12 protein-coding genes and 4 tRNA genes are annotated in these 11,772 nt (G+C 64.0%); 7 read left to right on the top strand and 9 right to left on the bottom strand.

The window, feature by feature from the left end:
* Positions 1-101: 101 nt before the first annotated feature.
* The 4 genes from dusB to CH293_RS04515 all read right to left on the bottom strand — a co-directional run bounded on the left by dusB (position 102) and on the right by CH293_RS04515 (position 4,060).
* Positions 102-1,241: a tRNA dihydrouridine synthase DusB gene (gene dusB, locus CH293_RS04530; protein WP_094719494.1), complete on the bottom strand. Its 1,140-nt coding sequence runs from the start codon at positions 1,239-1,241 to the stop codon at positions 102-104.
* A 150-nt stretch (positions 1,242-1,391) separates the two neighbouring features.
* A complete protein-coding gene (locus CH293_RS04525; protein ID WP_037104842.1) occupies positions 1,392-2,348 on the bottom strand; it encodes an acyl-ACP desaturase in 957 nt (318 codons plus the stop codon).
* A gap of 301 nt (positions 2,349-2,649) precedes the next feature.
* Positions 2,650-2,722, bottom strand: a tRNA-Lys gene (locus CH293_RS04520).
* 84 nt (positions 2,723-2,806) lie between these two features.
* Positions 2,807-4,060 (bottom strand): lipase family protein, encoded by a 1,254-nt coding sequence (locus tag CH293_RS04515; protein WP_094719493.1) that lies wholly within the window; start codon positions 4,058-4,060, stop codon positions 2,807-2,809.
* A gap of 732 nt (positions 4,061-4,792) precedes the next feature.
* Here CH293_RS04515 and CH293_RS04510 point away from each other — a divergent pair.
* The 6 genes from CH293_RS04510 (at position 4,793) to CH293_RS04485 (ending at position 7,038) form a co-directional block, all read left to right on the top strand.
* Positions 4,793-5,452: a TetR/AcrR family transcriptional regulator gene (locus CH293_RS04510; protein ID WP_037103509.1), complete on the top strand. Its 660-nt coding sequence runs from the start codon at positions 4,793-4,795 to the stop codon at positions 5,450-5,452.
* 111 nt (positions 5,453-5,563) lie between these two features.
* Positions 5,564-5,636, top strand: a tRNA-Glu gene (locus CH293_RS04505).
* A gap of 132 nt (positions 5,637-5,768) precedes the next feature.
* Positions 5,769-5,842: transfer RNA gene (locus CH293_RS04500), tRNA-Asp, on the top strand.
* Between the two features lie 66 nt (positions 5,843-5,908).
* Positions 5,909-5,985 (top strand) — tRNA-Phe (locus CH293_RS04495).
* Between the two features lie 124 nt (positions 5,986-6,109).
* Positions 6,110-6,664, top strand: coding sequence for a DUF6584 family protein (locus CH293_RS04490; RefSeq protein WP_094719492.1), 555 nt, complete (start codon positions 6,110-6,112; stop codon positions 6,662-6,664).
* An 8-nt stretch (positions 6,665-6,672) separates the two neighbouring features.
* Complete coding sequence (locus CH293_RS04485) at positions 6,673-7,038, top strand: hypothetical protein (RefSeq protein WP_141216786.1); 366 nt, start codon at positions 6,673-6,675, stop codon at positions 7,036-7,038.
* On the opposite strand, the gene CH293_RS04480 is transcribed toward CH293_RS04485, so the two are convergent.
* The 3 genes from CH293_RS04480 to CH293_RS04470 form a co-directional block, all read right to left on the bottom strand.
* A complete protein-coding gene (locus CH293_RS04480) occupies positions 7,009-7,305 on the bottom strand; it encodes an ANTAR domain-containing protein (RefSeq protein WP_241483560.1) in 297 nt (98 codons plus the stop codon). The genes CH293_RS04485 and CH293_RS04480 overlap by 30 nt on opposite strands.
* A 108-nt stretch (positions 7,306-7,413) precedes the next feature.
* A complete protein-coding gene (locus tag CH293_RS04475) occupies positions 7,414-8,001 on the bottom strand; it encodes a helix-turn-helix domain-containing protein (protein ID WP_094719491.1) in 588 nt (195 codons plus the stop codon).
* A 42-nt stretch (positions 8,002-8,043) separates the two neighbouring features.
* Positions 8,044-8,460: a hypothetical protein gene (locus CH293_RS04470; protein WP_241483561.1), complete on the bottom strand. Its 417-nt coding sequence runs from the start codon at positions 8,458-8,460 to the stop codon at positions 8,044-8,046.
* 76 nt (positions 8,461-8,536) lie between these two features.
* On the opposite strand from CH293_RS04470, the gene CH293_RS04465 reads away from it, so the two are divergent.
* Positions 8,537-9,640, top strand: coding sequence for a hypothetical protein (locus CH293_RS04465; protein WP_094719490.1), 1,104 nt, complete (start codon positions 8,537-8,539; stop codon positions 9,638-9,640).
* Positions 9,641-9,645: 5 nt separating this feature from the next.
* On the opposite strand, the gene CH293_RS04460 is transcribed toward CH293_RS04465, so the two are convergent.
* A complete protein-coding gene (locus CH293_RS04460; RefSeq protein ID WP_094719489.1) occupies positions 9,646-10,545 on the bottom strand; it encodes a pseudouridine synthase in 900 nt (299 codons plus the stop codon).
* A gap of 23 nt (positions 10,546-10,568) precedes the next feature.
* Positions 10,569-11,768, bottom strand: coding sequence for a lipase family protein (locus CH293_RS04455; RefSeq protein ID WP_037103533.1), 1,200 nt, complete (start codon positions 11,766-11,768; stop codon positions 10,569-10,571).
* Positions 11,769-11,772: the final 4 nt, after the last annotated feature.

Raw genomic sequence — 11,772 nt, 5'->3', positions numbered from 1 at the left:
CTCGAACACATCTTCTCGCCGTCGATCGGGCGATCCCAGCAATGATACTGAGGAATCCGATGTGGTCCACTTCAGTACGCCCGGATGGGCGTCGGCACAGGTCAGCCGCCGGAATGCATGAGGTCTGCGCCCGCCGGGACCGAGATGTCCTCCGGATCGTCGAGCCATCCTTCCGGCAGCGACACCGCACCGGGAGAGCCTTGGCGGCCACGAGGACCTTCGGCGTCCTTCGGGAAAGGAACCGACGGGTCCAGTTGTCCCAGTAGGTCGTCGAGCTCGGGAAGAGTCTTGACCAACGCCATGGACACCCGCAGGTCCGAGCCGGCGGGGAAGCCGCGTAGGTACCAGGCGACGTGCTTGCGGAGCTCGCGCAGGCCCCTGTCCTCGCCGTGGTGTTCCGCCAGGAGCTCGGCGTGCCGCCTGATGACGACGGCCACCTCGCCCAGCGTCGGGGCAGTGGGTTCCTCGAGCCCGGCGAACCGGGCGCTGAGCTCGGCGAAGAGCCACGGCCTGCCGAGGCACCCGCGACCGACGACCACACCGTCACAACCGGTTTCGGCCATCATTCGGACCGCGTCCGACGCCGAGAAGATGTCGCCGTTGCCGAGGACGGGCACGTCGGTGACGTGTTCCTTCAGACGTGCGATCTGCGTCCAGTCGGCGGTGCCGGAGTACCGCTGTGACGCCGTCCGCGCATGCAGTGCGACGGCGGCGGCGCCTTCGGCAGCTGCGATTCGTCCGGCGTCGAGGTGGGTGTGGTGCTCCTCGTCGATGCCGACGCGGAACTTGACCGTCACCGGAACGTCGGTTCCCTCCGTTGCTTTCACGGCTGCGGCGACGATCCGTCCGAACAGGTTGCGCTTGTACGGCAGTGCCGCGCCGCCACCTTTTCTGGTGACCTTGGGGACCGGGCAGCCGAAGTTCATGTCGATGTGGTCGGCGAGGTTCTCGTCGACGATCATTTTCGCGGCCGCGTACGTCGTGTCCGGGTCGACGGTGTAGAGCTGGAGTGACCTGGGCGTCTCGGTCGGTCCGAACGTGGTCATGTGCATCGTGGCGGGCTGGCGTTCGACGAGTGCGCGCGCCGTCACCATCTCGCAGACGTACAGACCCGAGGTGCTGCCTGCGCGCTCGAGTTCCTGCTCGCGGCACAGGGTGCGGAATGCCACGTTGGTCACACCGGCCATCGGTGCCAGTACCACCGGGCTCCGGAGTTCGAGTGAACCGATCCGCAATGTCATGGGTGAAGCCTCGTTCGTGTTCTTTCGGAGATGGTCTGTCGGCTGGGAGCAAAGCCTGCAGTGCTGCCCGTGGGATTCACGATCGAAGCCCTACACCGCGGTCGAGGTGTAGGGCTTCGATCGCTGGTCTGTAGATCAGGAAGCTCGAGATCAGGAAGCTTGCTTCTCTGCCTTCTTCGCCTCGCGGGCGAGCGAGCGGTCACGCATTTCCTCGAACTTGGTCGCCTGCTTCTCGAGGTCCTCGAGAAACGCGGCCAGTTCTTCGCGCTTGTTCTCGCCGCGTCCGGTGAAGTCGTCGCGCTCGAAGATGCGCCACTTACGGAGCACCGGCCACACGACGTCCTCGAGGTGCTGACGCAGGTCGTAGATGCCGTGCTTGGCCATCAACACACCGTTGCGACGGAAGTTGGGCATTCCCGCGCCGGGCATCTGGAAGTTCATGACGATGTCCGACAGTGCGTCGAGTGTCTGATCCGGTGCGATGTCGAGTGCCGCAGCGCTGATGTTGCGGTAGAAGATCATGTGCAGGTTCTCGTCGGCTGCGATGCGCTGGAGCATGCGGTCGGCAATGGGGTCGTCGCACACCTTGCCGGTGTTGCGGTGCGACACGCGGGTCGCGAGTTCCTGGAACGTCACGTACGAGACGGAATGAAGAAGACCCGTCTGCGAGCCCGCGGGTGAAGCGAACCCGTTGGTCATGTGAATCATGCGAGCCTCTTCGAGAGCCACGGGATCGACCCCGCGGGTGACGACCAGGTAGTCGCGCATGACGATGCCGTGGCGGTTCTCTTCTGCGGTCCACCGACCGACCCAGGTTCCCCAGGCGCCGTCCTGCGAGAAGTTCTCGGCGATCTCGCGGTGGTACGACGGCAGGTTGTCCTCCGTGAGGAGGTTCGTGATCATCGCGGCCTTGGCGACCTCGGACAGCTTGCTCTGTTCCGGGTCGTAGTCGATGCCGCCGAGTTCGGCGAAGTTGCGGCCTTCGTCCCACGGTACGTAGTCGTGGGGATGCCACTCCTTCGCCATGGACATGTGCCGGTTGACGTTGTCTTCCGCAACCGGAACGAGCTCCTGGAGCAGCTCCAGCTGTGTCAGATCCCTCGCCATTACATAGCCTCCATACATTGCGGACAACGGTCTCGAGCTTACGGCACCGTAACCACGCTGTGAACTCCGCTGAGTTCGTTGGGCGCAGCACGTCACCGGCTGATTTGTCGGAGAATCCCCCAAGGACTGAGTTCGTTCCCCGAAGTCGAACCGTTACCGAGTGTACGACCGTGCACCTCGGAAGTGTGCGTACTCGTAGCTGGGAGTGTGCTGCCGATCCCTCGGCGGCCCGACGTGAGGGGCCGCTCGGCCCAGTGGCGGGAGGGGCCGCTAGGCCCAGTGCCGGGGAGAGGTGGTGAAGTGCCCCCAGTAGGACTCGAACCTACGACCTGCGGATTAAAAGTCCGTAGCTCTACCAACTGAGCTATAGGGGCGCGGATCGAAAGTGTAGTGGGTCCACCCTGGCGCTCCGCCACGCCCCCTGGCGCGCCCCCGAAAAGAACACCGGGAGGGTTCGGTCACCGACCGAAACTGCTGCATCCCTCCGGGGCGGGTATTCCGGCGAGCCTGTCGTCGATCCACTGATGGGAGCCGGGGAGCCCGGAGACGGCGACGACGAGGTGTTCGCCGACGTACTCCTCCAGCCGAACCTGAGCGCCGCCCGCACACCACTCGTCGAACAGGGTTTCGGCGCCTTGTCTGGGGATCCAGAATTCGTGCTGGCCCTGATAGATGAAAACCGGAGCCGACGGTGTGAGGTCTCCACCCATGCGGGTCTGCCGGATGATGTCTTCTGCGATGGGCGTTCGGTCGACGTTCGGTACGTCGGAGAGAGCTTGAACAGGGATGGGTGCGACGAGCCCGCCGGGCGCGAGCAGGTACACACACATGTCCTTGGCGATCTGGGCGAGTCGTAGCCCGTTGGCGTTCATCAGTTGGAACATCTCGGGGTATTCACGTGCGACCCCCATCGCGGCCGACAGGAACAGCGTCGATGCGGCGTTGTTGCCGTTCATCGACCCGAGAAGGATGCGGTAGTCGATGGGAGCGCCTCCGAATGCCGTTCCGACGATGTTGACGTCGGGTGCGTACTCCGGTGCGAGTTGGGCCGCCCACCCGGACGCGATGGCTCCGCCGGAATAACCTGTGATGGCGATCGGCGATTCGGCAGGCAGCTCGAGTGATGGCAGATTCACCATGGCGCGGAGGGAATCGAGGACCGCGTGTCCCGCCATGCGTCCGGCGGCGTACGCCTGACGCGGACCCTGATGATCGGTGACGACGACCGCGTAGTTCTTGGCCAGGAAGAGTTGTACCGCAGCAATTTCCGGTGCGATGCCGCGAGGCAGTGTCCATGACGGTGCACATGTCTGGCCGAGCGAGTCGATTGCCATGTTGTAGGCGACGACGGGTCGGGTGCCCGGCCCTGCCCAGGGTGCTGTCGGCACGATGACGGTGGTCGCACCGGCTACCGGCCGGTCCTTGGAATCCGTGGTCCGGAAGAGGATCTGTGTCGATCGGACAGGGGTCAGCAACGGACCGACGGTGACTGCTCTGGTGTTGAGAACCGTTCCAGGGGAGTAACTTTCGAACCCGGCTGGCGGATCGAACCACGGCTCACCCAGTGGTGTCGCCTCGGCCAGTGCGGGGTCCTGGGCCGGATCTACGAAATCCGACACCGGATCGGCGTTCGCCGTCCAGGTGGCGGTGGTCAGCAGCGCGATGCTGAAGGCTGTTGCTGCCGAGCGGCGGAGAATGGTTCGAAGAGTCATGCGTGCACCCGAATTCGTTGTCGTCGTTGACCACGATGTGTTGTGGGTCACAGTAAAGGGGTGTTCGAGTGGGTGAGTGCTTCCGGCGCGGACAGAGGCGAAACCGTTATACGAACCCCTTCTGAGATTCGTACGGCCACAGCGGTATCGGCGTCGAGACATGTTGATGAATCGAACTGGCAACGAATTCCGGGCACTCCGATTGTTTCGACGCGGTCGGTGTGGTCGATCGGTCCAGAATGTCTGTGTCGCAGGGAGTTCGTGACGGCTCCGGCTCTGCCTCTCGCCGGTTGGGCGGGCGTGTTTCGGATGCACGGCCGACGGACGGCTGCGAATCGAGTTCCCCAGAGGAGGCACGTCACTCAGGGGAGGCACGTCACTCAATTGTGGCGGCGGTGTGGTGGAGGTCTCGATTCGGAATGTCCGAAACTGTCGGATTTACACCGTGGGCATATTTGTAAGGCCTTCGACGAAGGCCCGTCGGCACAGCCCGAATTGTGGGGCGCGCGACGAAGAAACGGCTCGAGTGCGCACCCCCTGCAGCGCACTCGAGCCTGCCTGATCGTACCACTCGGATTGTTTGAAGACAGCTCGGAGATTTGTCCGAATTATTGTTTCCACCGTATTTTCCGAGCGAGTGGTCGGTCCTGTGTGCGCTGGTTGACGTACTCTCGACTAGCGGTACTGCCTGCTGATAGATGCAGGTCGCTTGGGTTCGGAGGCACGGAAGCAATGGCACAACAAGAGCGCGCTCGGCGAACCCGAGCTGCGATAGTCGAAGCGGCGGCATCGGAGTTTGCACGCCGCGGGTACGCGGCTGCGTCGGTGAACACCATCCTGGAGGGCTCGAATGCCACCAAGGGTGCGATGTACTTCCACTTCCAGTCCAAGGAAGACCTGGCCCGTGCGGTTCTGACGTCTGCGTTGGACCGGTACGTCGCGATCACGGAGAAGTGGATCGATTCGCCGCTCCATCCCTTCGAGGTGATCCGAGGGATCATCGACGACCTGGCGCTCGGGTTCCAGAACGACGTGATCGTTCGTGCCGAGTTCCGGCTGATAGTCGAGCCCGAGTTCTACGCCGAGATTCAATCCGGTGGAGGGCGTGTATGGGGCCGTGCGGGTGTGCAGCTCGCGCGAAAGGCGCAGGAGATGGGTGACCTCGACCCAGAGTTCGGTCCGGAGAAATTCATCCGAGTTCTGTCTGCGTCACTTGCCGGCCAGCGGTACATGGCCGACCTCGTCTCCGACAGTCGCGATCTGCGCGTGATGTTCGAGGAATCGCTCGAAGTTGTTCTTCACGCGATGGCGTCGCCGGCTTGGCTGGACCGGTGGAAGGCTGAGGGATGGCGCGAAAATGCCGCAGAAACCGAGTCTGACCTGCCGGTTTGAGTTTTCCGCAAAAAGTGTCCTAAGCTATCCCAGCTCCCAACGGAACGCCGTTGAGGGTAGCGGCGGAGCAGTTCGGGACCGGAGAAATTCGGGTCCGGGTCATTCCGTCGGGCCCCCTTCGTCTAGCGGCCTAGGACGCCGCCCTTTCAAGGCGGTAGCGCGGGTTCGAATCCCGTAGGGGGTACGCAGGAAACGATCGGAATTGACAAACCGGTCGGCAGTACAGCAGTCTCTTGCAGGCCGCCGCGGTTCGAAGCAGGTCGAAAGCCTGCTAAGGTCTACGGCGGGAAGTTCCTCCGGGAATGATTCACAGCAAGGCCCTGTGGCGCAGTTGGTTAGCGCGCCGCCCTGTCACGGCGGAGGTCGCGGGTTCGAGTCCCGTCAGGGTCGCAAATCCGACACGAAAGTGTCGGCTTGCGTGTAGTACACGAGATGGCATTGTCACCGGTGCCGCCCGGCCAGGTAGCTCAGTTGGTACGAGCGTCCGCCTGAAAAGCGGAAGGTCGCCGGTTCGATCCCGGCCCTGGCCACCATGAAGTCCACAAGCCCTCTGCCGAGGAATTCGGTCGAGGGCTTGTTTCGTTTCCGGGTTGTGCTGCACGCTTCGCCTCACGGTCACCGCCCTGCCCGAGTCGCCGGACGGTTACGCTTCTCGCTGTGGACGTGATCGACAGCGCACAGCGGGCCTTGGCCGCGGGCGACCTCGACGGTGCTCGGGAACGCCTGTACGAGGCGCTGAGGACGGCACCGGCATCCCAGCCCGTTCTGGAACTGCTCGCGTACACGCACCTGTTGCGGGGTGATCGTGCCTCCGCCGGGGCTGCTTGGTTCCTGACGAACAAAGCCGATGACGACCCGACTGCATCGTCTGCGTTCGAGGCGTTGGCTGCGCGTCACCGTTCTGCTCTCGAGCTGGCGAAGTCGCTGCCTATCAACGCCCCGTCCCGGTACTACCCGGAGCGCGCTCGCGCGCGGCTGGACCGATTGGTCACCGGGATCGCAGCAAGCGGGCAGGAATGGGTGCCGCCCCGGGACACGGTGTACTTCGACGAGGTGGGCGTCGATGTGGACGATTTCGTCGACGACGAGTTCTCGGACGGAAGCGTGACTCGACGGGGCAGGCCTTTGAGGCAGCGTGTGTTGGCGACCCTGGTGATCGTCGCGATCGCGGCAACGTCGGCATCGGTGGTATTGGCCATCGTGTTTTCCTGACACACTGCGTGCGCGGTCGGAGATACTGCAGGCGTAAAGTTTGTTTTCCGACACCATCAGGGACAGAAGGCACGATCATCGATTCCACCCCGCAGGAGACGAATTACCGCGACGCCAACTACGCGGTGAATCTCGCGCAGGCTCGCGTCTTCGCGAGGAGTCTCGCCGAGCACATCGAGAAGTGTTCGGCGGCCATCGAGGTAGCACAGGCCAGATCTTTTCGTGCGCGAGCGGACAAGGCCATGACCCGGGCACGTGAACTAGACAGCGAAGCGGCCACGTTGCGGCGTGAGCTCTACGAGATGTATCGCCAGATCGACAACATGACCGCCCGCTTTCCCGAGCTACGCGGGGACCCCGCTCTGCGTAACTGAGCCCGGCGCCAACACGTGTCCCCAGCGCGTCAGCGCTATCCGGCGTGACTCCGAATCGAGGCTGTCGCGGCCCTCGGCGATCGTGATGACCGTCCGCGCCAACTCGAACAGGCTCACCCGGTTGTCACGTGCGGTGGCGAACAGGTCGTTCACCGCGGCGGTGACGGTCACGCCGCATCGGCCGACGAGCACACCCGTCGCGATATCCACATCCGAGCGCGATGCGGGTCCCCGAGACACCGTTGTTTCGGGATTTCTCTCAGTCATGAACGTTCCTCGTACCTCTCGTGTGCTTCGGTGGTTCCGGAGCCGACATCGTCGGCTCTCGGATCGCTCACTCTGCCATATGGATCCGACTGGAAAGTAGCGAAACAGCTACGAATCGGTGGGCTTGGCTCGAACGTGCATCCGTTCGCCCTGCGGACCGAAAAGACTGAGGATTTCCACCGGGCGATCGTCGACTGCACCGAACCAGTGCGGTACCCGTGTGTCGAACTCGGCGGCTTCGCCGGGCTTCATGACGATGTCGTGTTCACCGAGAACGAGGCGCAATCGACCGTCGAGAACGTACAACCATTCGTACCCCTCGTGGACACGGGGCGACGGCTCGCTGCGCACCGGATCCACGACCAGTTTGTACGCCTGCATCCCGCCCGGCCGACGGGTCAGCGGGTGAATGGTGACGTGCTCGCGGCGCACCGGTGTGCTCTTGATGCGAGGGTCTTCGACGGGTGGCGGGCTGATCAGCTCGTCGAGCGGAATCTGGTGGGCCCGTGCGATCGGTAGAAGCAGCTCGAGGCTCGGTTTACGTGAGCCGGATTCCAGCCGCGACAGCGTGCTGACGGAGATGCCCGTCGTGTCCGCCAGCGCGGACAGTGTGGTTCCGCGTTCGGTGCGCACCTTGCGCAGGCGCGGGCCGACGCCTGCGATGACCGAACCGACATCGTCCTCGGAAGTACTCATGAGGATATTGCAGTTTCGGCAAACGATTTTGTCAAGCGGGTGTCATGGGCAGGCGAGGGCGGCCTGGTCGTAGATCCGTTGTGCCTGCTCTGTCGTCGGAACGGCGTCGCCCTTGGCGGCCTCCACCTCCAACTGCGCAACGATGTCCGACTCGGGCGTACCCCCGGCGATCTCCGTGCACGTACTGGACAGAAGGTTCTCGATCGCAGTGTCGTCTCTGCCCTCGGCCAACCCGCCGAACTGGGCACGGAACGCGACCACGAACGCGTGCACCTTGGCCTCGTCGAACACGCTTCCAGCGCGATCCCGGACACTTGTCGCGATGCTGCTCGCCGAACCGGCGGCGTTCTCGAGCGACCGATCCGCATCGGATCGATCCTCCGTAGTGCACCCCGCGAGAAGCAGTGCACCGATCACGACGGACAGGGCCGCAGTACGTGTTCGCGAAACGATCGTCATGTCGGCGATGCTATCGCGCATCACCGACGTGGCCTTTTCGCCCTCATCGGCCCACGATCGCGCTCATACTCGATCGGTGCCCCCCGATGTCGCACCCAAGACCGTCCGAGTTCGACACTCGCGCGTGCATCGTGACGCGTACGGCAGCACCGCAGCCGAAGCATTCATGATCATCGCGATCGTGACGATTCTCGTCACCCGCCTCTACCTGGAACTGACCGACTACCCGCAGGTGGGCGGCAAGACCCTGCACATCGCACACGCGCTGTACGGTGGCGCGCTGATGATGGTGGCGTTGCTGGTCGGGTGGCTGTTCATCGGGTTCGGGGTCCGAGCGCTCGCCGTCGTACTCGGAGGCGTCGGATTCGGGCTGTTCCTCGACGAGGTGGGCAAGTTCGTCACCAAGGACAACGACTACTTCTACGGGCCGTCGTCGGAGATCATGTACGTCCTCGTCGTCGTCGTCCTCGTGCTGAACCGCATCGTGCGGGATTCCCGACGGCCTTCCCACGAGGAGACTCTGGCCAACGCGGCCTCGATCGCGGCAGAAGGCGTCGCACACGGGTTGCCGGATCATCGCCGCGAATGGGCGTTGCGCATGGTCGACCGCGCTGAGGCGGAGGGCGCCGAGGTCGATACCGTCGCCGGCCTTCGATTGTTGCTGGAAGGAGCACCGGCGACGCGTTCGCGGTTGTACGACGCTCGTATGTTCGCGCCGCGGTTGATCCCGAGATTCTTCAAGAGCCCGCGCCTGGTTCCGGTGGTGGCGTGGGCGATGACGGCTGCGTCGTTCGTGGGGGTGATCTTCGGGGTGGTCGAACTGACGCTCGGTGGACTGGATCTCGACACGCGCGACACGACCATCGATATCGACGAAATGGGAATTGCCGGGGGAATTCTGTTCGCGTCGTCGGCGATCACATTCCTGCTCGCGTTTCCGGCAGTACTCCGGCTTCGCAAGGGCAGATTGTGGCCACTCCGATCACTGCGTATCGCCGCATTGGTGTTCACTCTGCTGAATGCCTTGGTCGATTTTGCGCAAGAGGGATTCACGGCGCTGATCAATGTTGCGATCGGATTGTTCACATTGGCTGTTCTTTCCCACCGAATCTCGGTGCGGACGGCCGAGATCGCCGAGGAAAACGCGTCGCGGGGCGACGTCGTCTCGATGCCGAAGTAGGGCTGTCAGGACGGAAAATCGAGCGTTCGACGGGTTGCGAAGACACGCCGTTCGCCGGAGAAAGGATCGTCGAAGCTGAGCTCTCGCGCCAACAGTGCCAGGGGACAGGAATAGTCGTCGTGGGCGACCTCGTGGAACGTCGGGTAGAAGTTGTCCCCGACGATCGGCACTCCCAGTGAGCTCATGTGCAACCGAAGTTGATGTGTGCGGCCGGTTTTCGGTGTCAACGTGTATCTTGCCCAGCCGTCGCGGACGGCTGCGACCTCGACCCGTGTCTCGGCATTCGGTTCGCCCGGTACCTCCTCGGCGCGAAGAACACCGCGCTCCTTGACCATTCGACTTCTGATCACCAGTGGAACGGCCAGATTCGGGTCGTGGCGAGCGATGGCGTCGTAGATCTTGGTGACGGCACGAGCCGCGAACAGCTCCTGGTACGCGCGCCGCACCTCCGGCCTGGTCGTGAACACGAGAACACCTGCCGTGAGTCGATCCAGGCGATGCGCGGGTGACAGATCCGGCAGGTCGAGCTCCCGACGGAGAACCACCAGCGCGGACCGCGCTACGTAGGCACCGCGGGGTGTCGTCGCCAAGAAGTGCGGTTTGTCCACGACCAGAAGGTTCTCGTCGCGATGCAGAATCTCCATCGGGAACGGCACGACCGGCTCGACGGGTGGGTCTCGGTACAGATAGATATCGGCGCGAGGACGCACCACGGAATCCGGCGAGATGGGATTGCCGCCTGCATCGACGACCTCACCCAGTGCAACCTTCTCGCGGAGCCTCCTCTCGTCCTGCGGAAACCGCGAAATCAGATACTGCAACACGGTGACAGTGCTCGGTTCGTCGGGCATACGAATCCGAGTCGGACCGAGCCCGTCGCGCACGGGTAGGGGAGCACGCGCCATGCACCCACCCTAGTTGCCGGCCGTCAGCAGTCACTCGGCGCGGGCTCGCCACGCAACCGGGCGTCGAGCCAGAGGTAGGCCTCGGGGAGGCCGAGGACGGTCGCGGAGAAGTGCTCGGCCGCAGGATATCCGCGGAACACGACGTCGGCGCCCGATCGGCAGTATCGGTCGACCATGTCGGCGACAGGCTGGTACGGAGCGATGAAGTCGTTGACGCCCTGCCACACGAACAGCGGTGCCGTCGGGACTCCGTCGAAGAAGGTGACACTGTTCTCGCGGAGTACTTGTTGCGCGCTCGGTGTGTCCGCCAGTGATGCGGCGGTGCTCAGGTCACGAGCGCTGTTGAAGGCACCGTCGATCAGGATCGAGCGTCGGCACTCGTTGAACATCTTGTTGCGCAGTGCGATTCCCCGGTCGTTGAGGTTGGGGGTGATGGGGAATCGGCCCGGGTACTCGCGTTCGAGCCCGAGCGCCACCGCCATCGCCATGCCGAAGCCCGGGTGCGGTAGCGGGCTGTACGCCAGGTTCTGGGCGATCTGCGCCAGGTCGGAGGGGATTCCGCCTTCGGCGATTCCGGCGATGTCGAGATCCGGCGCGTACGTCGGCGCGAGCGCAGCAGCGAAGGATGTCGCGAGACCGCCGCCGGAATAGCCCAGTAGGCCGACCGGGGAGTCACGGAGCGGCAGTTGCTCGAACTGCTTCACCGCTCGTACGCCGTCGAGGGTGATCTGGCCGGCCATTCGCGCGGCGCCGTAGGCTGCCGTCGGGCCGAGATAATCCGGCACGGCAACTGCCCAGCCGCGGGCGACCATGCCCAGATACACGGCGGGCGCCTCGATCAATTCATCGGAGAACAATCCGTGCGACGGGGCGCATTTGGTGCCTAGGGCGTTGACGATCGCCTGGTACGACACGAGTGGGGTGCCCGCGCCGCGTCCCTGCGGCATCAGGACGGTCGTCACGGCCGCGATCGGATCGCCTGCGGAGTCGGTGGAGCGGAACTTGACCTGCCACACGTCGGTGCCCGGGTACGCAGACGTCGGGACGCGTCGGCTGTCGAGGACGTCGCCGTTGGCGGCGTCGGCCACGTCGGCGGGTGCGGCGTAGAACGGATCGGGGTCGGCGATCAGGTCGACCGGGTCCGCGGCAGCGGCGGCCGGAAATCCGACCAAGGCGCCGACGGCTGCCAGCACTACGAACAGAGCGGTGATGCGAGAACGCACGGAT

This window comes from Rhodococcus sp. 14-2470-1b, assembly GCF_002259415.1.
Taxonomy (GTDB): Bacteria; Actinomycetota; Actinomycetes; order Mycobacteriales; family Mycobacteriaceae; genus Rhodococcoides.
The sequence above is the reverse complement of the archived record's forward strand: the minus strand, read 5'-3'. Positions and strand labels throughout refer to the sequence as shown.

What these genes read in the sequence shown, in the direction of transcription:
- dusB (WP_094719494.1), bottom strand. Translation starts at nt 1,241, where the DNA reads ATGACATTGCGGATCGGTTCACTCGAACTCCGGAGCCCGGTGGTACTG.
- CH293_RS04525 (WP_037104842.1), bottom strand. Translation starts at nt 2,348, where the DNA reads ATGGCGAGGGATCTGACACAGCTGGAGCTGCTCCAGGAGCTCGTTCCG.
- CH293_RS04475 (WP_094719491.1), bottom strand. Translation starts at nt 8,001, where the DNA reads ATGAGTACTTCCGAGGACGATGTCGGTTCGGTCATCGCAGGCGTCGGC.
- CH293_RS04480 (WP_241483560.1), bottom strand. Translation starts at nt 7,305, where the DNA reads ATGACTGAGAGAAATCCCGAAACAACGGTGTCTCGGGGACCCGCATCG.
- CH293_RS04470 (WP_241483561.1), bottom strand. Translation starts at nt 8,460, where the DNA reads ATGACGATCGTTTCGCGAACACGTACTGCGGCCCTGTCCGTCGTGATC.
- CH293_RS04460 (WP_094719489.1), bottom strand. Translation starts at nt 10,545, where the DNA reads ATGGCGCGTGCTCCCCTACCCGTGCGCGACGGGCTCGGTCCGACTCGG.
- CH293_RS04510 (WP_037103509.1), top strand. Translation starts at nt 4,793, where the DNA reads ATGGCACAACAAGAGCGCGCTCGGCGAACCCGAGCTGCGATAGTCGAA.
- CH293_RS04515 (WP_094719493.1), bottom strand. Translation starts at nt 4,060, where the DNA reads ATGACTCTTCGAACCATTCTCCGCCGCTCGGCAGCAACAGCCTTCAGC.